The 20,754-nt window shown below is 74.7% G+C and carries 20 protein-coding genes and 1 tRNA gene; 10 read left to right on the forward strand and 11 right to left on the reverse strand.

The annotated features are described in order from the left end of the window. Together BJF86_RS14315 and BJF86_RS18015 are read left to right on the forward strand one after the other, a co-directional pair. Positions 1-168: ATP-binding protein (locus tag BJF86_RS14315; protein ID WP_158068426.1), on the forward strand; the 168-nt coding region annotated here is incomplete at its 5' end. 261 nt (positions 169-429) lie between these two features. Next, positions 430-597, forward strand: coding sequence for a hypothetical protein (locus BJF86_RS18015; protein ID WP_158068427.1), 168 nt, complete (start codon positions 430-432; stop codon positions 595-597). Here the strand turns inward: BJF86_RS18015 and BJF86_RS14320 are convergent. The 7 genes from BJF86_RS14320 to ribA form a co-directional block, all read right to left on the reverse strand. Beyond that, the gene (locus tag BJF86_RS14320) at positions 581-1,459 is read right to left on the reverse strand and encodes a lysylphosphatidylglycerol synthase domain-containing protein (protein WP_075819938.1); all 879 of its coding nucleotides are present in this window, start codon (positions 1,457-1,459) and stop codon (positions 581-583) included. The two genes, BJF86_RS18015 and BJF86_RS14320, sit on opposite strands and share 17 nt — an antisense overlap. Before the next feature lie 114 nt (positions 1,460-1,573). Beyond that, positions 1,574-2,398: a class I SAM-dependent methyltransferase gene (locus BJF86_RS18020; RefSeq protein WP_083653146.1), complete on the reverse strand. Its 825-nt coding sequence runs from the start codon at positions 2,396-2,398 to the stop codon at positions 1,574-1,576. Next, entirely contained in the window at positions 2,289-3,476 is a 1,188-nt protein-coding gene (locus tag BJF86_RS14330; RefSeq protein WP_083653147.1) for a glycosyltransferase family 4 protein, read from the reverse strand. The genes BJF86_RS18020 and BJF86_RS14330 overlap by 110 nt, the downstream gene beginning before the upstream one ends. Continuing rightward, the gene (locus BJF86_RS14335) at positions 3,454-3,846 is read right to left on the reverse strand and encodes a 6-pyruvoyl trahydropterin synthase family protein (protein WP_066635818.1); all 393 of its coding nucleotides are present in this window, start codon (positions 3,844-3,846) and stop codon (positions 3,454-3,456) included. The genes BJF86_RS14330 and BJF86_RS14335 overlap by 23 nt, the downstream gene beginning before the upstream one ends. A gap of 16 nt (positions 3,847-3,862) precedes the next feature. Beyond that, a complete protein-coding gene (locus BJF86_RS14340) occupies positions 3,863-4,870 on the reverse strand; it encodes a zinc-binding alcohol dehydrogenase (RefSeq protein WP_075819942.1) in 1,008 nt (335 codons plus the stop codon). Then, on the reverse strand, positions 4,867-5,598 hold the full coding sequence (locus BJF86_RS14345; RefSeq protein ID WP_083653148.1) for a CDP-alcohol phosphatidyltransferase family protein: 732 nt from the start codon (positions 5,596-5,598) through the stop codon (positions 4,867-4,869). The genes BJF86_RS14340 and BJF86_RS14345 overlap by 4 nt, the downstream gene beginning before the upstream one ends. 22 nt (positions 5,599-5,620) lie before the next feature. Next, positions 5,621-7,012: a GTP cyclohydrolase II gene (gene ribA, locus BJF86_RS14350; RefSeq protein ID WP_075819944.1), complete on the reverse strand. Its 1,392-nt coding sequence runs from the start codon at positions 7,010-7,012 to the stop codon at positions 5,621-5,623. A gap of 151 nt (positions 7,013-7,163) precedes the next feature. On the opposite strand from ribA, the gene BJF86_RS18025 reads away from it, so the two are divergent. Next, positions 7,164-7,325 carry a hypothetical protein gene (locus BJF86_RS18025; RefSeq protein ID WP_237768244.1) on the forward strand — a complete coding sequence of 54 codons (162 nt, stop codon included), beginning with the start codon at positions 7,164-7,166 and terminating at the stop codon, positions 7,323-7,325. 9 nt (positions 7,326-7,334) lie between these two features. Here the strand turns inward: BJF86_RS18025 and BJF86_RS17650 are convergent, their stop codons facing one another. Then, entirely contained in the window at positions 7,335-8,012 is a 678-nt protein-coding gene (locus tag BJF86_RS17650) for an HAD family hydrolase (RefSeq protein ID WP_075812284.1), read from the reverse strand. 105 nt (positions 8,013-8,117) lie between these two features. Here BJF86_RS17650 and BJF86_RS17090 point away from each other — a divergent pair, with 105 nt between their 5' ends. Further along, positions 8,118-9,299 (forward strand): MFS transporter, encoded by a 1,182-nt coding sequence (locus tag BJF86_RS17090; protein ID WP_075819946.1) that lies wholly within the window; start codon positions 8,118-8,120, stop codon positions 9,297-9,299. Between the two features lie 683 nt (positions 9,300-9,982). Here BJF86_RS17090 and BJF86_RS14365 read toward each other — a convergent pair. Continuing rightward, positions 9,983-10,186: a hypothetical protein gene (locus BJF86_RS14365; protein WP_022923844.1), complete on the reverse strand. Its 204-nt coding sequence runs from the start codon at positions 10,184-10,186 to the stop codon at positions 9,983-9,985. A 106-nt stretch (positions 10,187-10,292) separates the two neighbouring features. Here BJF86_RS14365 and BJF86_RS14370 point away from each other — a divergent pair, with 106 nt between their 5' ends. From BJF86_RS14370 to galK, 3 genes are read left to right on the forward strand one after another with little or no spacing between them, the layout of a single operon-like run. Then, on the forward strand, positions 10,293-12,431 hold the full coding sequence (locus BJF86_RS14370; RefSeq protein ID WP_075820196.1) for an alpha-galactosidase: 2,139 nt from the start codon (positions 10,293-10,295) through the stop codon (positions 12,429-12,431). A gap of 39 nt (positions 12,432-12,470) precedes the next feature. Further along, positions 12,471-13,727: an FAD-binding protein gene (locus BJF86_RS14375; protein ID WP_075819948.1), complete on the forward strand. Its 1,257-nt coding sequence runs from the start codon at positions 12,471-12,473 to the stop codon at positions 13,725-13,727. Beyond that, positions 13,724-14,920, forward strand: coding sequence for a galactokinase (gene galK, locus BJF86_RS14380; protein ID WP_237768245.1), 1,197 nt, complete (start codon positions 13,724-13,726; stop codon positions 14,918-14,920). Before BJF86_RS14375 ends, galK begins: the two co-directional genes overlap by 4 nt. A gap of 192 nt (positions 14,921-15,112) precedes the next feature. Here the strand turns inward: galK and BJF86_RS14385 are convergent, their stop codons facing one another. Further along, positions 15,113-16,381 carry an acetate/propionate family kinase gene (locus BJF86_RS14385; RefSeq protein WP_083653153.1) on the reverse strand — a complete coding sequence of 423 codons (1,269 nt, stop codon included), beginning with the start codon at positions 16,379-16,381 and terminating at the stop codon, positions 15,113-15,115. Further along, positions 16,378-18,471, reverse strand: a complete 2,094-nt coding sequence (gene pta, locus BJF86_RS14390; protein ID WP_075819952.1) for a phosphate acetyltransferase — start codon at positions 18,469-18,471, stop codon at positions 16,378-16,380. The genes BJF86_RS14385 and pta overlap by 4 nt, the downstream gene beginning before the upstream one ends. Before the next feature lie 34 nt (positions 18,472-18,505). On the opposite strand from pta, the gene BJF86_RS14395 reads away from it, so the two are divergent. The 3 genes from BJF86_RS14395 to BJF86_RS14405 all read left to right on the forward strand — a co-directional run bounded on the left by BJF86_RS14395 (position 18,506) and on the right by BJF86_RS14405 (position 20,661). Further along, positions 18,506-19,441 carry an aminotransferase class IV gene (locus BJF86_RS14395; protein WP_202817360.1) on the forward strand — a complete coding sequence of 312 codons (936 nt, stop codon included), beginning with the start codon at positions 18,506-18,508 and terminating at the stop codon, positions 19,439-19,441. 151 nt (positions 19,442-19,592) lie between these two features. Beyond that, on the forward strand, positions 19,593-20,513 hold the full coding sequence (locus BJF86_RS14400) for a trypsin-like serine peptidase (RefSeq protein ID WP_075819954.1): 921 nt from the start codon (positions 19,593-19,595) through the stop codon (positions 20,511-20,513). 74 nt (positions 20,514-20,587) lie between these two features. Further along, a tRNA-Val gene (locus BJF86_RS14405) sits at positions 20,588-20,661 on the forward strand. The last annotated feature ends 93 nt before the right edge of the window (positions 20,662-20,754 follow it).

The raw sequence follows: 20,754 nt of genomic DNA on the forward strand, positions 1-20,754 counted from the left end.
AGCTCCTGGGCAGGCGTCTTCGGTGACCAGGTTGTCGCGGCCGCGATGATCGACCGCATCGTCCACCACGCCGACGTCATCGCCCTCAAAGGCGCCTCCTACCGGCTACGCGACCGCGGCGTCGAGACCCTGCCCAGCATCAAGGCCGAACAAGAATCCCTAGACTGAGACCGTCCACTCTTCGACCGCCGAAACCGTCCAGTTTTCGAGCGCCGTCAACAGAGGTGCTACATCTGTAGGCAAAGAATTACGCCAGGTGGTGGCGCAGGCCGCTGGCACGGCCGTCTTGGCCGCAGCAGCGGTCGGCTGGGCGCATCTGCGAAGGAATTCATTTAGGGGACTATGAGCCATCAGGCGCGCACCTCCTGGACTGCATGCCGCGACGAGCTGATGATCCCCGGCCATCGCTCAGCTGGCGAGGCGGGGCCCGTGCCGCTGCCCGACATTGCGCTGCTGACCGGCGAGGACGGCACCTTCTCGCTCGACGTCCCCCGTGCGGGGGAGTATGCCGTCGCCGCCCACGGCGAGCGTGGGTCCGGCCGGTGCTCGGTGCTGGTCCCGGGTGAGGGGAGCGCCCGGATCACGCTTGTGATCTGAGCGACGCGGCCGGCCTACCCGCCGGCGTGCTCGCGCCCGGCCCGGCCCGGGCACGGCGTCGGTCGCGGGAGCGACCTACCTCCCGCACCCGTGGGGTGAGCCGCGCCGCCAGCACCACGGCACCAGGCAGCGTGGAGACCAGGGCGAGGACGCCATACCCCACCGACACCCCCACCCCGGCGGCCGGGTCGAGGCCGACGACCGAGAAGATCCAGGCGGTGACCGCCTCCCGCGTTCCCCAGCCGCCAACGCCGACCGGCACCGACATGCCCGCGATCGAGACGGCGGCGAGACCCGGCGCGAGCCGCGGGTCGGTCGAGGGCGCCACCGCGACCAGGGCGAGCGCGAAGATGCCGGCGAAGGCCACCCACCCCACCACCGACAGCATCCCGACACCGAGCAGGTCCCGCGCGGGCAGCCGGCGCAGCCAGCGCCAGGCCACAGCAGCTGTGACGACGCCACCGGCGAGGCAGAGCGCCGCCAGCAGCGGCCGGTGCGGCGCGAGGGCGGCCGACGCGGCGACCAGGACGACGGTCGTGCCGCACAGGCGCTCGGCGGCCACGGCCGCGAAGCCGCTGGCCAGAGCCCTGCGACCAGCGCTCACCTCGGCGTCGCTGCTGTCGTCCGCAGCGCGCAGGACGTCCCCGGCGAGGCCGCCGGGCAGCAGGCTGTTGAGAAAGGCCGCCTGCCAGCAGCGGGCGACGGCGGGTCCGACCGGGAGCCGGATGCCGTGGTAGCGGGCGACCAGCCGCCAGCGCAGCGCCTGGACCAGCACGCCCGCGGCCCCGAGCACGAGCCCTCCCGCGAGCGCCCACCAGGCAGCGAGCCGAGGGCGGTGGTGATGGGCTCCAGCCCCCACCACGCGACGACGAAGCCCAGCATCCCGACGGTGACGAGCAGCTGCAGCGAGGCGACCAGCACCACCTGCAGACCTCGCGAGGAGGACGAGACCCTGGGCCGGGGCCGCACGAGCGTCTCAGCCACCCGACCCGCTCCCCGGCTCGACGGGCAGACTGAGCAGGTCGAGGTGGCCGACCCTGACCCGCAGCGAGCCGTCCATCAGCGAGCCCTCGCGCGCGGCCAACCACTCGCGGGCGAGGGGTGCGAGCGTGGCGTCCTGCTCCACCGCCACGGCCGCCCGGTCATAGAGGTAGCGGCGCACCAGCGACTCGTCCGAGGCGTCCAGCTCCCAGTCGGTCGCGGCCAGCTCGACGTCCGCGCCCCGGCGGCGCAGCGCGGCGGCCATGGCCTCCGTCGCCTTGGGCCCGGGCCGGTCCTCACGACGCTGGTGGGCGTCGAAGGCGGCCGTGACGGCGGCGTCCGCCGGGTGAGGCGGGGAGATCTCGACGTCGCCGGTCACCGTGAGGCTCAGGAGCGCGGCCACCCCGGGCCGGTCCGTGGGAGCGATGACGTCGGCGAGCGCGTCGAGCTGCGCCACGGTGAGCAGGTCGAGCAGCGCGGCGCAGGTGACCAGCACCTCCCCGTCGGAGGGCACGAGCGAGTGGACCTCCTCCACCGTGGCGACGGCGCGGCGCGTCGTGACGTCCGCGCCGGGCACGGCAGCGCCCGCCTGCCCGAGGAGGTCGGGGTCGTGGTCGACCAGGACCCAGCGCTGCGGCCCCGGGAGCCGTGGCGCCAGCCAGGCCTGGTTGGAGCCGGTGCCCGCGCCGATGTCGAGCACGACGAGTTCGTCACCCGTCCGCTCGCCGACGTGGTCGCCGAGCCGGCGCAGCAGCCCGGCGGCGCGCTCCCGGGCCCGGTGGTCGGCGGCGCGGCGCAGCGCCAGCCAGTCGGCGGGCACCGGGCGGCTCACCACCCCAGCACCGCCCGGAGCTCGGCCGCGGCGGTGTCCCACCCGCGGAGCCGGTCCCGGTGCTCGGCGGCGGCACGGCGCCACCGGTCACGCAGCCCTGGGTCGTCGAGCCAACCCCGCAGGCCTCCGCCCACGCTTCCCCGCCCGTCCCCGCCACGACCGCCCCCGCCTCGGGCAGGCCGTCCCGCTCGCCCGACCCGTGCAGCGCCTCGACTGCGCCGGTCCCGGCCGGCACCAGAGCCGGTATGCCGTGCGCCAGCGCCTCGGTGACGACCATCCCGTAGGTCTCGGCCAGGGAGGGCAGGACGAGCAGGTCGACGGTGCGCCACAGCGCCTCCAGAGCCTCGCCCTCGAGGCTGCCTGGCATCCGGACCCGACCCTGCAGGGCCTTCGCCCGCGCGGTCACGGCGCGGACATACCCCTCGTCGGACCCGCGTGGTCCGACCAGCGACAGGTTCCAGTGGCGGTCCTGCAGCCCGGCCAGCGCCTCCAGCAGGCCGAGCGGGTTCTTGCGCGGGGTGATCGAGCCCAGGGCCAGCAGGTGCGTTGGCGTGCTGCCGGTCGCGGTCTCCGCCCGGTCCGTGCCGGGGGCGACGGCGTGGACCCCGGCGAGGCCGTAGCGCTCCCGCAGGCCGGCGGCGGCCCAGCCGCTGGTCGCGACCACCGTGCCCGCCGCGTGCAAGGCCCGCCGTTCCAGGGCGGCCAGCCGCGTCCGATCCGGCTCGTCGAGGCCGCCCTCGGCGGGCAGCGGCAGGTGCACGAGCACACCGACCCGCGCACCCCGCGCCCGCGCCTGCTCGATCTCCTGCGGTGCGGCCGAGCCGATCAGGCCGTCGACGAGCACGTCGTCGTGCCGCCCGAGCGCGTGCCGCAGGGCCGCGCGGTCCTCACCCGTCGGGGACGGCCAGGCGCCGGGCACCGGCTCGGCGGTGACGTCGAGACCGCTCGCGGCCAGCTCGGTGATCATGCGCTCGTCGTAGCGGGTGCCCCCGCTGGGGCCCGCCAGGTCGGCCGGGACGACGAGGGCGGGCGACCGGCCACGGTCACGCCCGCAGGTCCAGGTCATAGGTCACCCACGCCCCGGGGTGCTCCCGCACGACGACGCCGAGGCCGTCGAGGTCGGCGTCCGGGTCGGCCCGGACCCGCTCGGCCAGGGCGTGGGCCACGTGCGCGGCCACCGCCTCGGTGGTGCTCAACCGGCCCGCGAAGTCGGGATGCTCGTCGAGGTTGGCGTAGCGCAGCGGGTCCAGCACCTCTGACAGGGCCTGCGACGCGGCCCCGATGTCGACGACGACGCCGTGCGCGTCGAGCTCGCGCCGCCGCCAGGTGGCCTCGACCACCAGCGTCGCCCCGTGCAGACCCTGGGCCGGGCCGAAGAACGGGTCAGGCAGGCTGTGCGCCACCATGACGTGATCGGTGACGGTGAGTCCGAACATCGTGCTCCTTCGAGGGTCAGGGCCGGGGGTCGCCCGGCTCGGGGTAGGTCAGCACGACGCACCCGGTGAGGTCGGGCCGTCGAGCCAGCTCCTCGACGGCGGCCACGACGCCCGCGAACGGGCGGTGCGCGCCGAGGAGCAGGTCGAAGGCGGGGTCGGCGAGCAGGTCCAGGGTGACCCGCAGCCGCTCCGCCGGGTCGCGGCGGTGTCGCCGGGCGGCGCCCACCCGTCCGACCTGGCTCCCGACGAGGGTGAGGCGACGGGAGTGGAAGTCCTCGCCGAGCGGCACCTGCGGTGCCGCCGAGCCGAACCAGGACAGCTCGACCACCTGGGCGTCGTCGCCGGCCAGCCGCAGGGCGAGCGCCAGGCCAGGTGCCGTCGTCGAGGCGTGGAGGACCAGGTCGCAGTCGCCTTGGGCCACGTCGGGGTCCACGGCGTCGAGACCGGCGGCGACGAGGCGGTCGCGTCGATCGGGGTCGGCCTCGACCACCTGCAGCCGCGACAGCGGGAACCGCCGCAGAAGCAGCGCGAGGGCGCCGCCGATGAGCCCGCCCCCGACGACCGCCACCCGGTCGCCCGCACACGGCGGCGCGTCCCACAGGGCGTTGAGCGCGGTCTCGACCGGGCCGGTCAGCACGGCGCGGGCGGTGGGGACGGCGTCCGGGACCCGGGTCAGCGCGGTGACGGGCACGACATACCGGTCCTGGTGCGGGTGCAGGCAGAAGACGCGGGCCCCGGTCCAGTCGTCGGGACCCCGCTCGACGACGCCGACCGACAGGTAGCCGTACTTCACCGGGAAGGGGAAGTCGCCCGTCTGGAACGGCGCGCGCATCCTCCGCGCCTGGGAGGGCGGCACCCCGCCGCGACGGACGAGCAGCTCGGTCCCGCGGCTGATGCCACTGACCAGCGCCCGCACGAGCGCCTCGTCGGGCCCCGGGGCGGGCAGCGGCTCGGTGCGCACCTCGCCCTCGCCCGGCGCGGTGGCCCAGTAGGCCCGCGCCGTCCCAGGGGCTGCGGTGCTCACGCTCGTGTCTCCAGGTCCACGACGTCCTGCACGAAGGAGCCGGCGAGGAGCAGGACCGCGACCACGCAGGCGGCGCCGGCCAGGGCGACCGGCACGACCGGCACGAGGACGGCGACGAGGGCGATCCCCTGCAGCGCCGCGACGACCCGGCGCCACCCTCGCGGCGCGAGCGGCCCGCGCAGCGCCGGCCGGACCCACGACGCGAGGACGAAGAGATAGCGCATCGCCCCGATCGCGATCACCCACCACCCGAGCGTCGGGCCGGCGAGCACGGACAGCACCAGCAGCAGCGCGGCGTCGGACTCCATGTCCAACCGTGCCCCTGCCTGGCTCGCGGTCCCGGTCCGACGGGCGACGTACCCGTCGGCGGCGTCGAGCGCCAGGGCCAGCCCGACCACAGCCGCCAGGGCCCAGCCGCGGCCGGGGAGCTCCCCGGCCAGCACGAGCACGGTCGCCGTGGCGACGACCCCCGTCAGCGCCACCCGCCCGAGGGTGACCGCATCCGCCGCGGTGACCGGACGCGGGCGTCGGCGGAGCAGGGCCGCGGTCGCCACGCCCGGCACGAGGAGGCCCGCTGCGAGCGCGAGGGTGGTGACGCCGGGCGAGGGCCAGACGAGGGCGACGAGGCCGATGCACACCCCGAGCGGCAGCAGCACGACCGCGGACTCGACCCCACCCGTGGACCCGCGCCGTGCGTCAAGCGGACCGACGGTGCGCGTCGGTGTCATGGGGTCCTCGACGGCGCCGCCATCAGCTGGCGTCCTGCACGTCGTCGGCGAGGGTCGGCGCCCTGGCAGTGAGCGGCCGCAGGTCCAGCTCGGTGACGACGTCGTCGCCGAGGCGGTAGCGGCGGGCGGTAGGACGCAGGGCGTCGGTGAGCCGGTCCTGACCGTCGACCCGCAGCCCGGGCACCCCGTCGCCGATGAGCACCGGCGCGGTCGTGAGGTAGAGACGGTCCACGGCCTCGGCCCGGACGAAGGCCGACACCAGCCGTCCGCCGCCCTCGACGAGCACCCGGTGCAGCCCGCGGGCGGCCAGTAGGTCGAGGACGGCGCGGGGCTCCATCGGGCCCGCGCCCGGCCACCGGACGACCTCCACGTGGTCGCCGACCGGACGAACCCGGGCGTCGGCCCCGACGACCCACAGGGTGGGGGAGGCGGCGTCGGTGAGCACCACGGCGTCCGCCGGCGTGGCCCCGCGCGGGTCGAGGACGACCCGGGTCGGGTGCGGGCCGTCCACCGCGCGGACGGTCAGCTGCGGGTCGTCGCAGGCCACCGTCGCCCCGCCGACGACCACGGCGTCCACCAGCGCCCGCAGGCGGTGCAGGTGCTCACGGTCGAGCTCACCGGTGACGAAGGCCGCGTCGCCGGTCCGGCTGGCGATGAAGCCGTCCAGGCTCTGCCCGAGCTGGGCCAGCACGCGCGGCCCGTCCGCACGGTTCAGGTCGCCGTAGCGCTGGGCCAGCTCACCGGCCACCGGGATGCGCCCGGCCAACAGCTGGTCCCACTCGTCCTGGTCGGCCTCGTCGTGGCCCATGCGGGCGCGCTTGGTGGCGAGGTAGAAGGCGTTCTCCTCACGGTCCGGCACGACCAGCGGCACGCGCTCCACGACCTCGATGCCGAGCGCGCCTAATGCCAGCTCCTTGGCCGGGTTGGAGGACAGGAGCCGGACGCGTCGCATCCCCAGGTCGAGCAGCATGGCGGCGCAGTGGTCGTAGGTGCGGGCGTCGGCGGGGTGGCCCAGGGCCAGGTTGGCGTCGACGGTGTCGACGCCGCGGTCCTGCAGGGCGTAGGCACGCAGCTTCTCGGCCAGGCCGATCGCCCGCCCCTCGTGACCGCGGGCGTAGACCACGGCCCCGCGCCCCGTCCGCGCGACCAGCTGCAGCGCATGCTGCAGCTGCTCCCCGCAGTCGCAGCGCCGCGACCCCAGCGCGTCGCCGGTGAGGCACTCGGAGTGCACGCGCACCAGCGGCGGCGGAAGGTCCGGGCCGTCGTCGTCGGTGACCCCGAGGCTGAGGACGACGTGGTCCATCCCCCTGTCGTCGCGGTATGCCGTCATCCGGAAGGTCGCGTGGTCGGTCGGGAGCCGGGTGTCGGCCACCCGTTCGACATGCCGCGGTGCGGTTCTCGCCTGCTCAGCCATCCTCCACATTATGGTCCTGACCGGCGATCTTCTCCTGCGGAGGGGCGAGCAGCGTGTCGACGAGGAGTGCTGGAGGTGAGACAGGTGACAGAAAGGGTCCCTCGGGCCTCCGAGGGTCGGAGCCGCAAGGAACCCGCACCCGTTCGTGGGGGTGGTGCTGGCCCTGGGCCTGCGGGTGGCCTCGACGGTCCTGGGGGTGGTCGCGGCCCTGCCCGTCGCCTGCACGATGCTCCTCCTCGACCGGGTCGAGACCGCCCCGGTCCCGGTCGCCGTGCTGGTCCTGCTCGTGGTCGTCGCGGTGGCGTCCGGCTGAACGCCCGTTCTACCGCGGGGGCACGAGGGCGTCGACCCCGTCCACCGCACCCACCGCGCCGGCGGCGAGCAACTCGTGGCGTCGGCCCTCCTCCGCGGCGACCCCGACGACGGCCACGCCCGCCGCACGGCCCGCCTGCACGTCGGTCACCGAGTCCCCCAGGAAGACCGACTCCTCGGGGCGCGATCCGGTCAGCCCCAGCGCCCGCACCAGGAGGTCGGGCCGCGGCTTGAGGTCGGCCACCTGCCCCGCCGACCGGCCCACGACATGCAGGCGCGCGGTGACGCCGTGGCGGGCGCGGTCCAGCACGCCCGCCACGACGGCGGGGGTGTTGTTGGTGACCACGGCGACGGAGGCACCTCGACCCAGGGTGTGCTCGACGAGAGCCACCGCCCCGGTCCGGGGGGACACCCGGGCGGCGGCCTCCAGCTCGAGCTCGGTGACGACGGCCTCGAGGGGCTCCAGCAGCCGGGGCGAGTGGTCACCGACCAGCCTCAGGCACTGCACGTGGTCCGCCTCGCCCTCCAGCCGCTGCGCCAGCTCGGAGCCGCCGAGCCTGCGTGCCTCCGCCCGCAGCCGGTCGCCCAGCTCGGCCCACCGGGCCCCAGGGAAGAGCCGGGCGAGGGGCCCGTCGAAGTCGACGAGCAGGGTCCGGGCGTCCTCGACGAGGCGGCGGGCGGTCTCCACCCAGCGAGCCTACCCAGGGCCGGGTGCCCGACCGGCCCTGGACGGGGTCGCAGACCCACCGGTCGACACCGCCTCCGCGCGGCGTCCCGCTGCTACCATCGCCGGGTGGCTGCGGCGCCAGGGGACGGCCCGCCGTCGGGTGCTCGCCTCCTGACGGGGCCCTTCCTCGCCCTGGTCCTCGCCGAGCTGGCCTACTTCGTGGGCATCGGCGCGCTCATCCCCCTCGTCCCGGTCTACGCGGCCGACCGCCTGGCAGCCGGCCCCCTCGTGGTGGGCCTCACGGTCGCCACCTTCAGCCTCACCGCGCTGGTGCTGCGACCGGCCGCCGGCCGGGTGGTGGACCGGTGGGGACCGCGGCGTCCCTTCGTCGGGGCCTCGCTGCTGCTGGCGGTCGTGCTGGTCGCGCACACCCAGGCCGGCAGCGTGCCGGTGCTGCTGCTGCTCCGGGCGCTCACCGGGGTCGCCGAGGCGATCGTCTTCGTCGCCGGCATGGCAGTTCTGCTCCACGTCGCGCCGCCGCAGCGCCGCGGTGAGGCGCTCAGCTACAGCTCGCTGTCGCTCTTCGTCGGCATCGCGCTGGGTCCTGCGCTCGGTGAGCGGCTGGTGGACCTCGGCGGCTACCGCACCGCCTGGCTCGGCGTCGCCGCCCTCGGCGTGCTGGCCGCGGCCGTCGGCACGGCGCTGCCGGGCGCCCGGCCGGAGGAGCCGCCGGACGGCGCCGCGCCGCTCTTCCCCCGCGCGGTGCGGCTGCCCGGGCTGGCGTTCGTGGTGGGGATGGTGGGGTCGGCGGGTTTCCTCGCCTTCGCGGCCCTGCGGGCCCGGGAGGTCGGTCTCGACGGGGCCGGGTGGCCGCTGGCCCTCTACGGCGGCGTCGTCGTGGCCGGCCGCCTGCTCCTGGCCCGCCTCACCGACCGGTATGCCGCGACGCGGCTCTCCGCGGCCGCCCTGGTCCTGAGCGGGGCGGGGCTGGTGCTGCTCGGCCTCGCGGGAGGCGCGTGGACCTTCGCGGCCGGGACCGTCGTGCTGGCCCTCGGGGCCGTCCTGCTCACCCCCGCCTTCTTCCGGCTGCTCACCGAACGCCTGCCCGACGGGCGGCCCGGCGCGGTCGGTGCGACCTTCGGGGTGCTCGTGGACGTCGGTCTCGGGGCGGGCCCGCTCGTGCTGGGGCTCCTGGCCCAAGGACGGGGCCTGGCCAGCGCTTTCGTGGCGCTCGGGGCTGCCACGGTCGGGGTGGTCCTCCTCCTGCGTGCAGGGGCCCGCCCGGCCGGTGCGACGCCGCCCCGGTGAGGGACTCCCCGGCGGCCTTCCCGGACGAAATTTCACGCAAACCCTTCTGAGGCCCCTCCACGTTGACCTTGACCTGGCCAGGCACGCGAACGTTTACGCATCGTGAGGAGAGACAATGATGTCACGGCTCCGACCACTCTCGTCCCGGAGGTGGACAGCCCTCGCGCTCGCGACGACGCTCGGCATCACCGGGCTCGCGCCCGCCGCGGTCGCGGCCCCGGGCCGCCCCGGACGAGGGCGGTGACGACCTCGCCCAGGAGGCCGCCGCCGACTTCACCACCCTGCTCGACTTCGAGACCTACACCCTGGGGGGCCTGGACGGCCAGGACGGGTGGGTCGGCTCGGCCGCCGCGGCCGTCGTGCAGGACCCGCTCAACCAGAACAACTTCGTCGGCCAGCTCAACGGCCCGGGGGAGAAGGCATACTGGGAGATCCCGGCGATCGAGGCGGGGACACGGGGACGCTGTTCTTCCGGTTCCTGCGCACCGAGACCGTCGACACCTCGTTCGGCATCACCGATGTGGACGTCCCCGACACCTACACGGACAGCCGGGCCTACGTGAACAACCAGAACGACGACATCCTGCGGGCCCGCGCCCGGCGGCGAGGTGGTGGACACCATGGCGCGGCGCTACGTCGACCTCGTGCAGCCCTTCCTCTGAGGCGTCGGGTGCGAGTGCGCCTCAGAGCTCGGGCGGCGCCTCGAAGAGGTCGACCCGCGCCGGGGCGAGGATGGAGCGGGAGACGTTCTTGAAGTCGAAGCGGTCCAGGATCCGCGCGGCGTCCTCGTCGCTCAGGTCGTAGGCGTGCGCGAGCATCCGCACGTGCTCGGTGTAGAACGCGTGCAGCTTGTCGACGCCCCTGATGAACTCCAGCTCCTTGGCCACCGGCCGACCGTAGCCATCGCAGGTTGCGCGGCGGTGGACGCGACGTGAACGTTGGCCCGGCCCGCCGACTGGACACCGGGCCACCCGGTGCAGTGGGGTGATCGACGTGAGCTCGCTCCTGCACCTGCGCTCGGCAGGCATCTCCCTCGTCCTGGACCTCTCCGACGACCTGCTCCCGGTGGTCCGTCACTGGGGCGCCGACCTCGGCGAGCTGGGCGACGACGACCTCGCAGCGGTGGTCACCGCGACGCAGGTCGCCCACGGCGACAGCCCGTTCGACCACGCCGACCAGGTGAGCATGCTGCCTGAGCACGCCCGTGCGTGGTTGGGTCGTCCCGGCGTCGAGGGGAGTCGCGCCGGACGCGACTGGTCCCCGGCCTTCCGCACCGACGGGCCGCCCGACCGCACCACGCTGGCGGACGGCACCCAGCGGGTGGTCGTCCGCGGGGCCGACGCGAGCGCATACCTCGCGGTCGAGCTGGAGCTCGAGCTGCATCCGGGCGGGCTGCTGCGCACCCGGGCCACCCTGACCAACACCGGCGAGGAGACGTATGACGTGGGTGCCGTCCGCGTCGCGCTGCCGGTGCCGGAGCGGGCCGGGGAGCTGCTGGACTTCGCCGGACGCCACACCATGGAGCGGGTGCCGCAGCGCCAGCCGTTCTCCGTCGGCGTGCACAGCCGGGAGGTGCGCACCGGACGCACCGGCCTGGACGCGGTGCACCTGCTGTGCGCGGGGGAGCCGGGCTTCGGGTTCGGGCACGGCCAGGTCTGGGCGGTGCACCTGGGGTGGAGCGGCAACCAGACGACGTACGCCGAGCGGCTCTTCAACGGCTCGCGGGTCCTGGGGTCGGGGGAGCGGCTCGAGCACGGCGAGGCGCGCCTCGGCGCGGGTGCGGAGCTGACCAGCCCCTGGCTGTACGCCGCGCACGGCACCGGGCTCGACGAGGTCGCCGGGCGCTTCCACGCCTGGCTGCGCAGCCGACCCCACCACCCCGACCGGCCCCGCCCGGTGACGCTGAACAACTGGGAGGCGACCTACTTCGACCACGACCTCGACCGGATGACGGACCTCGTCGACCGGGGTGCGCGGGTGGGGGCCGAGCGGTTCGTGCTCGACGACGGCTGGTTCGGCGGACGCCGCGACGACACGAGCAGCCTGGGGGACTGGGTGGTCTCGCCGAACGTCTGGCCGGACGGGCTGGACCCCCTGATCGAGCACGTGCACGCCGCCGGGATGGAGTTCGGCCTCTGGGTGGAGCCGGAGATGGTGAGCCTGGACTCCGACCTGGCGCGGGCGCACCCGGAGTGGATCTTCTCCGCCGGGGGTCGCCGAGGTCTGGAGTCGCGCCAGCAGCACGTGCTCGACCTGGGTCACGCGGGCGCCTACGCCCACGTCCGCGACCAGCTGCGGGCGCTCCTGGACCGCTACGACATCGCCTACCTCAAGTGGGACCACAACCGCTACCTCAACGACGCCGGTCACACCCCGGGCGGCGAGCCGGGGGTGCGGGAGCACACGCTCGCGGTCTACCGGCTCATGGACGAGCTGCTGGCCGCCCACCCCGGGCTGGAGATCGAGTCCTGCTCGGCCGGCGGCGGGCGGGTCGACCTGGGGATCCTGGAGCGGGCGGTGCGCGTCTGGGCCTCGGACTGCATCGACCCGCTGGAGCGCCAGCAGATCCAGCGCGGCACCATGCTCCTGCTCCCGCCCGAGCTCGTCGGCACGCACATCGCCTCGGGCCGCTCGCACACCACCGGCCGCCGCCACGACCTGGACTTCCGCGCCGGGACGGCCCTGTGGGGGCACCTGGGGATCGAGTGGGACCTGGCCACCTGCACCGAGGCCGAGCTCGCCGAGCTGGAGGCGTGGGTGGCCTTCCACCGCGCGCACCGCGAGCTGCTGCATACCGGGCGGGTCGTCAACGGCGACCACCACGACGAGGCGACCTGGGTCCACGGCACGGTGGCCCAGGACCGGTCCACGGCGCTCTTCCAGGTCGCCGCGCTGGCGCGGCCCGCCACCACCGGACCGCACCGGGTGCGGCTGCCCGGGCTCGACCCGGACGCGCGCTACCGGGTGACCCTGGAGCGCCCCGGCCAGGACCCGCTGCGGGCGGGTCCCGGGGTGGTGCCGTGGGCCGTGGACGGGGTCGCGCTGCCGGGCCGGGTGCTCGCCGAGGTGGGCCTGCCGATGCAGCCCCTGGACCCCGAGCACGGCCAGATCTGGCGGGCGGTCTCGGTCTGAGGCCGGGCCGCTGTCGGCGGTGCGGCCTAGGATGAGCCCATGAGCGGCGCGGGGAGCACGTGGGCCAAGAACCTCACCTACTCGGCGGTCGAGCTGGTCGAGCCCGAGGGCCTGGAGCAGCTGGCGGAGGTGATGTCGTCGGCCCAGCGCGTGCGGCTCCTGGGCTCCCGGCACTCGTTCAACCGCATCGCCGACACCACCGGCACCATGGTGGGCCTGGGTCGGCTGCCGGTCGACGTCAGCGTCGACAGCGACCGGCAGCGCGCCCGCGTCGAGGGCGGCGCCGCCTACGGCGAGGTCGCCCGCCGGCTGCACGAGCAGGGCTGGGGCCTGCACGCCATGGCCTCGCTGCCGCACATCACCGTCGCCGGTGCCGTGGCGACGGACACGCACGGCTCGGGCGACGGCATACCCTCCCTCGCCGAGGGTGTCGCGGCGGTGGAGATCGTCACGACCGAGGGTCGGCAGGTGCGGCTGGAGCGGGGCGAGGAAGACTTCGGGGGAGCGGTGGTCTCGCTCGGCACGCTCGGCGCCGTGGTCGCCCTCGAGCTCGACGTCGAGCCGACCTACGACGTCGCCCAGACGGTCTACGAGGGCCTGACCTGGGACGCGGTCGCGGCCGACCTCGACGCGGTGACCGGCCTGGGCACCAGCGTCTCGGTCTTCACCGATTGGGCCGACGCCGACGCCCCGCACCAGGTGTGGGTCAAGCAGCGCACCGACAGCACCGGCGGCGACCCCCGGGCGCTCGGGCTCACCGCAGCCGACGGGCAGCGGCACATGATGCGCGACGGGCCGGGGGAGCGGTGCACCCGCCAGGGAGGCGTGCCCGGCCCGTGGCTGGACCGACTGCCGCACTTCCGGCTCGACTTCGTGCCCTCCAACGGAGCCGAGGTGCAGTCCGAGTGGCTGCTGCCCCGCTCGCGCGCCGGGGAGGCCATCGACGCGCTGCGCGGCCTGGCCGATGCCCTGGGCCCCCTGACGCAGGCGTGCGAGATGCGCAGCGTCGCGGCAGGGCAGCAGTGGCTCGGGCTCACCCAGGGCGAGGACTGCGTGGCCTTCCACTTCACGTGGTCCCCGGACCAGCGGGCGGTCGAGGCGCTCATCCAGGAGGTCGAGGCGGGCCTGACGCCGCTCGGTGCACGGCCGCACTGGGGCAAGCTCTTCGACGAGCGCGCGCTCGCGCGGCGCATCGAGGAGCTCTACCCGCAGCGTGGGCGGATGCTCGAGCTGGCCGCCCGACTGGACCCGCGCGGTGCGCTGCGCAACGACTACCTGGAGAGGGTGGGACTGTGACGGACGAGGTGCGGTGGTCGCCGGCGACGGCCGACGAGGAGGTCGAGCCGGACCTGCGGGCGGCGTTCGCGCGGGAGATCGGAGGTGCCCCCGACGGGGTGTGGGCCGCCCCCGGGCGGATCAACCTCATCGGCGAGCACACCGACTACAACGGCGGCTGGTGCCTGCCCTTCGCGTTGGCCCACCGCACCTACTGCGCGGTGCGGACCCGGCCGGACGGGCGGCTGCGGGTGGTCTCGCGGCAGGCGCCCGGACAGGCCTGGGAGGGCGAGGTGGACCAGATCCGCGCCGGGTCGCCCGGGGGCTGGGTCGCCTACGTCGCGGGCGTCGTCGCCATCCTGGCGCAGCGGGCGGGTGGCCCGGTGGGCGCCGACATCCTCGTGGACGGCCGTGTGCCGCTCGGGGCGGGCCTGTCCTCCTCGGCCGCACTGTCCTGCTCCGGCGCCCTGGCCCTGGCCGAGCTGGTGCCGGGGCTGGCCGCGGTCGACCGGGCCGAGCTGGCGCAGGTGTGCGTGCGCGCGGAGAACGACTACGCCGGCGCGGCGACCGGGGGGATGGACCAGACCGTCTCGCTGCGCGCGGTGGACGGGCACGCCCTGCTCGTCGACTGCGACGACTTCTCGCTCACCCCGGTGCCGTGGACCCTGCCCGGTCACGAGGTGCTCGTCATCGACACCCGGGCCCACCACAGCCTGGCCGACGGACAGTACGCCGCGCGCCGGAGCACCTGCGAGCGCGCCTGCCGCAGCCTCGGGGTGGCCAGCCTGCGCGAGCTGCACGGCGCGGACGTGGACGAGGTGCTGGGCCGGCTCGAGGGGGACGGCGAGGCGCAGCGCCGCGTGCGGCATGTGCTCTCCGAGAACACCCGGGTGCTCGATGTCGTCGCGGCCCTGGGCCAGGAGGACGCCGAGGAGGTGGGCCGGCTCATGGTGGCCTCGCACGTGTCGCTCCGGGACGACTACGAGGTGTCGTGCCGGGAGCTCGACCTCGCGGTCGAGGCGGCCCGGCAGGCGGGGGCGGCCGGCGCGCGGATGACCGGCGGCGGCTTCGGCGGCTCGGCGCTGGCCCTGGTGCGGCGCGGCGACGTCGAGGACGTCGCTGCCGCGGTGCACGAGGCCTTCCTCGCCGAGGGTCTCCAGGCCCCTCACCTGCTCCGGGCCACGCCGAGCGCCCCGGCGCACCGGCTCTCCTGAGCCGGCCCGGCCGCATACCCACCGAGCGCCGTGAGTGGTTGGCCCTGGTGCCACCGGGCGTCGTGAGTGGTTGCTTCTCGCGTCCTCCGGTCGACGACCGCACGGTGCGAGGACGCCACCGTCGTCTCAGACGGCGGCGTTCGGTGGGTGGTGTGCCCACCATGGGCGGCGTTCGGTGGGAGGGGGGAGGGGTCAGGTGCGGGTGACCAGAGCGGCGGCCTGCCGGGCGATCTCCCACTCCTCCGCCGTCGGTATGACATAGCCCGCGACCCGGCTGTCCGCGGTGGTGATGAGGGTCTCGCCGTCGGCAGCGGCATTGGCGGGTGCGTCGAGGAGCACGCCGAACCCGGCCAGTCGCTGCAGGACGGCCGCGCGGAGCTCGGCGTTGTTCTCGCCCACCCCCGCGGTGAAGACCAGCGCGTCGAGCCCGCCGAGCACCGCGGCGAAGGCCCCGACGTAGCGCAGCACCCGGTGCACGACCACCTCGAAGGCCAGCACCGCCGACGGGTCCCCGTCCGCCCGCCGCGCCATGACCTGCCGGAAGTCCGCCGAGCCGGTGAGCCCGAGCAGCCCGGACTCCTTGGCCAGCGCACGCTCGACCTCCTCGGTCGACAGCCCGGCCACCCGGCCCAGGTGCCCGGCGACCCCGGGGTCGAGGTCACCCGGACGAGTGCCCATGACCAGCCCTTCCAGCGGGGTCATGCCCATCGAGGTGTCGACGCTGTGGCCGCCGTCGACCGCAGCGGCGCTGGCCCCGTTGCCCAGGTGCAGCACGATGCTGCGCACCTCCTCCAACGGACGGCCCAGGAGGTCGGCGGCCCGTCGGGAGACGTAGGCGTGAGAGGTGCCGTGGAAGCCGTAGCGCCGCACCCGGTGCTCCTCGCGCCACTGCCGGGGCACGGCGTAGGTCGCGGCGGCCTCCGGCATGCCCTGGTGGAAGGCGGTGTCGAAGACCGCGACCTGGGGCACATCAGGGAACGCCTCCTGCGTGGCGGCGATACCCGCGAGGTTGCCGGGGTTGTGCAGCGGTGCGAGCGGCACGAGGCGCTCGACGGTCGCGATGACCTCCGGGGTGATGAGCGTGGGGTCGGCGAACTCCGCGCCGCCGTGCACGACCCGGTGCCCCACGGCGAGCAGGTCGACGTCGGCGAGGGTGGGGCCGTGCTCCTGGAAGGCGCGGGTCGCCAGCTGCAGCGCCGCCGCGTGGTCGGGCACGTCGAGGACCTGCTCGTGGGTCCTCCCGCCCACGGTGTGGCGCGCCACCCCGTCGCTCAGGCCGATGCGCTCCACCAGCCCCTTGGCCTGCGAGGCCCCGGTGTGCGGGTCGAGCAGCTCGTACTTCACCGACGAGGAGCCGGCGTTGACGACGAGCACGACCGGGTCGCCTCCCGCAGCGCCGCTCTCAGCGCCGCGCCCCGCGCCGCTCCGGCCGCCCGCCCCAGCGCCCTGGTCCGCGCTCATCGGCCCGCCCCCGCCTGGATCCCCGTGATGGCGACGGTGTTGATGATGTCGCGGACCGTCGCGCCTCGGGACAGGTCGTTGACCGGGGCGTTGAGCCCCTGCAGCACCGGACCGACCGCCACCGCGGAGGCGCTGCGCTGCACCGCCTTGTAGGTGTTGTTGCCGGTGTTGAGGTCGGGGAAGACGAGCACGGTGGCCTGTCCGGCGACGGGGGAGTCCTTGAGCTTGGTGGCCGCGACGGAGGGGTCGACGGCGGCGTCGTACTGGATCGGCCCCTCGACCAGGAGCGAGGGCTCCCGCTCACGCACGAGGTCGGTCGCCGTGCGCACCTTGTCGACGTCGGCCCCGCTGCCCGAGCCGCCGGTGCTGTAGGACAGCATCGCCACCCGCGGCTCGACGCCGAACTGGGCGGCCGTCGCGGCCGAGGAGATCGCGATGTCGGCGAGCTGCTCGGCGTCCGGGTCGGGGTTGATGGCGCAATCGCCGTAGACGAGGACCTTGTCGGCCAGGCACATGAAGAACACCGAGCTGACGACCGAGACACCGGGGGAGGTGCGGATCACCTCCAACGCCGGCCTGATGGTGTGCGCGGTCGTGGTGATCGACCCGGAGACCATGCCGTCGGCCCGCCCGGTCTTGACCATGAGGGTGCCGAAGTAGGCCGGGTCGGTGAGGATGTCCTGGGCCTGCTCGAGGGTGACGCCCTTATGTGCCCGCAGCTCGGCATACGTCCGGGCGAAGTCCTCGCGCCAGTCGCTGGTGAGCGGGTCGACGACCTCGGCGGCGTCGAGCCGCAGGCCCAGCGCCGCCCCCCGCTCACGCACCTGCGCCTCGTCACCGAGCAGCGTGAGCCGGGCGACCCCGCGGGCGAGCACGGTGTCGGCCGCCCGCAGGATCCGGTCCTCCCCGCCCTCGGGCAGCACCACGTGCGCGCCCGTCTCCCGCGCCCGGGCCATGATCTCGTGCTCGAACATGAGCGGGGTCACCACGCCGGACCGGCGACCGGTGTCGTCCTCGACGGGGAGCAGCCGGGTGAGGTCGACGTGCTGCTGGGCCAGGGACCGGGCGTGCTCGATCTTGCGCTGCGAGCGAGGGGTGATGCGGCCGACGACGTCGTGCATGGTCATCGCCGTGCGCATGGTCCCGCCCTCGCAGCCGATGATCGGCAGCTCCACCGCGAGGCCCTCGACGAGCCGAGACACCTGCTCGCTGGGGCGCAGCCCACCGTTGAGGACGATGGCCCCGAGCGAGGGGAAGGTCGAGGACCGGTGGGCGAGGATGGCGCCCAGCAGCACGTCCTCGCGGTCGCCGGGGCAGATGAGCACGTTGCCCTCGCGCAACCGGTCCAGGACGTTGGGCATGGTCATTCCGGCGATGATGAGCCCGGTCGCCTCTCGCTCGAGCAGGGTCTCGTCACCCGCCCGGAGTATGCCGTCGGTCGCGGCCATGAGGTCGCCGACCGTCGGGGCGGCGAGCAGCGGGTCGGCGGGCATCGCGAGGACGACCGGGTCGCTGCCGCCGCCGGCCACCTGCTCGGCGACCGCGTCGCGGACCGCCGCGGACACCTCGTCCAGGCCGTCGTCGACGCGGTTGGCGAGCACGCCCGCGACCGCCGCGTGCCGGCTCAGCGCCTCCTGCACGGTGACGGCCGCGGCGGTGGCGGTGTCCTCCACGCTGCGGCCGGCGGCGGGGATGATGAGCAGCATGGGCGCGCCGAGGTGGGCGGCGATGCCGGCGTTGGTGGAGAACTCGGTGGGGGCGGTGACCCCCGTGTAGTCCGAGCCGACGACGAGCACCCGCTCGTGCTCGGCGGCATACCGGTGGAACCGGTCGACGATGTCGTCGATGGCCGCGTCGTGCTGGCGGTGCAGGCCGTCGTAGGTCACCCCGACGGCGTCCTCGATGGCCGACGCCGACGTCGAGAGCGGGTGCAGCAGGTGCAGGAGCGGGTCGTGCTCCTGGTCCTGCACGACGGGGCGGAAGACGCCGACCCGGCCGCCGAGGGCGCACAGCTGGGCGAGCAGCCCGACCGCCACCGCCGACTTGCCGGACCGGGGCTCGGCTGACGCGACATACAGGGAGGTGTTCACGGGTCCCACGATAGCCACGCCTTACGCTGCGTCCATGGACACGTCGAGCTCGCTGACCGCTGCCGGTGGACTCTCCGCGGTGCGGGTGTGGGTCGACGGCGCCCTCGTCGGGCCGCAGGGCTCGGTGCCGGCGCTGGACCACGGGATCACCGTCGGCGACGGGGTGTTCGAGACGTGCAAGGTGGTCGACGGGGAGGTCTTCGCGCTCACGCGGCACCATGACCGGATGGACCGGTCGCTCGCGGCGCTCGGCCTGGAGCCGCTGGACCGGGACCGGGTAGGGGAGGGCATCGCTGCGGTCCTCGCCGAGGGAGGTATGCCGTTCGGCCGCCTGCGCTACACCGTCACCGCCGGGCTCGGGCCGCTGGGCAGCGACCGGGTCCCGGGAGCCGCGACGTATGTCGTCGCCGCCCTGGAGCAGCAGCCGATGGGCCCGACGACCAGCGTGCTGGTCGTGCCGTGGACCCGCAACGAGCGGGGCGGGCTGACGGGGGTCAAGTCGACGTCCTACGCGGAGAACGTCGTCGCGCTCGCGGCGGCGAAGGCCGCCGGGCACTCCGAGGCTCTGCTCGCCAACACCGTCGGCGACCTGTGCGAGGGCACTGGCACCAACGTCTTCGTCGTGACCGGCGGGGTGGTGCGCACCCCCAACCTGGCCTCCGGACCGCTGGCCGGCATCACCCGTGGACTGACCATCGAGTGGTTGCGCGAGGAGGGGCTGGAGGTCGTGGAGGAGCCACTGCCGCTCGGCGTCCTGGACGAGGCGGACGAGGTCTGGATCACCAGCAGCATCCGCGACCTCACCGCGGTGACCCGGATCGACGTGGCCGAGGGCGCCGAGCTGACCTCCGGGCATACCCTCGCGGCCCCAGCGGTCCGCCCCCGGGAGCTCGGCCAGGAGCCCGGTCCGGTGACCGCTCGCGCGCAGGAGATCTTCGCCCGCCGGGCGGCCGAGCGGCGCGACCCCTGAGCGCCACGATCTTGACGCAGCGTCACTTGACCGCGGCCTGACACAACCTTTGCCCAACCCTTGCCGCGGCATGGACCACCCTTGACCGTCCCCCTCCTAGCGTCGGGTCCCGGGCACCGAGAAGCGGTGCTCGCGACCCAAGGAGAAGTGGATGCGTCCAGTTCGTACCAAGGCCCTGACCCTGGCCGGCGCGGCAGCGCTCGCCCTCAGCGTGATCGGCGCCAGCGGCGCCGGAGCCGCCCCAGACACCGGCTCCGGCGACGACGAGGTGGTGGTGAAGCACTCGCTCGCCCCGACACTCGCCTCGCAGGACTCGGTCCGGCAGTACTGGACCCCCGAGCGCATGGAGAACGCCCAGCCCCGTGACCTCGGGACGTCGGGCAAGCGCACGTCGCTCCCCTCGACCCAGGCCGCGCCCTCGGCCGCCGCCCAGGCGGTGCGGGTCACCCCGCAAGCGCGTCTCGGCAAGGTCTTCTTCACCCTGGGCGGGCAGGACTACGTCTGCTCCGGCACCTCCACACGCAGCGCCAACCGCGACGTGGTGACGACCGCCGGGCACTGCCTCAACGAGGGTCCGGGTGACTTCGCCACCAACTTCACCTACGTCCCGGCCTACAACAACGGGCAGGCGCCCTACGGCCAGTGGGTCGCGGACAACCTGTACGCCGCGTCGGCATGGGTGAACCGCGGGGACATCAACCAGGACGTGGCCTTCGCGGTCATGGCGGAGAAGAACGGCCAGAGCCTCACGGACGCGACCGGCGACTACCCGATCGGCTTCAACCTGGGCTACAACCGCTCGTTCCAGGCCTATGGCTACCCCGCCGACACCCCATACAACGGCGCCTACCTTTACCGCTGCTCGGGCACCTCGGGCCGGGACAGCTACGGCACCAACGACCACCGGCTGCCGTGCTCGATGACCGGCGGCAGCAGCGGCGGCGGCTGGATCACGAACGGCACGCTCAACTCGGTCAACTCCTTCGGCTACGGCTTCGAGCAGGACGTCATGTACGGCCCCTACTTCGGGAGCACCGCGCAGCAGGTCTACAACGCCGCGCAGAACGACTGAGGTCGGTCCGGCAGCGATTTCGTCGCTCGGGCACGGGGAGGCTAGACTTCCTCCCCGTGCCCGAGGGCACGTCCGGACGTGTAGCTCAGCTGGTTAGAGCGTTCGCTTCACACGCGAGAGGTCAGGGGTTCGAGTCCCTTCACGTCCACCCGGTTCGAGGTGCGGTATGAGGCCCCTGGCCTGCTGAGACGCGGTCGAGGGGCCTTCGTCGTGGCTGGCGGACGTCGCCCGTGGGGCTCGT

Source organism: Serinicoccus sp. CNJ-927 (assembly GCF_001942435.1).
GTDB classification, from domain to species: Bacteria; Actinomycetota; Actinomycetes; order Actinomycetales; family Dermatophilaceae; genus Ornithinicoccus; species Ornithinicoccus marinus.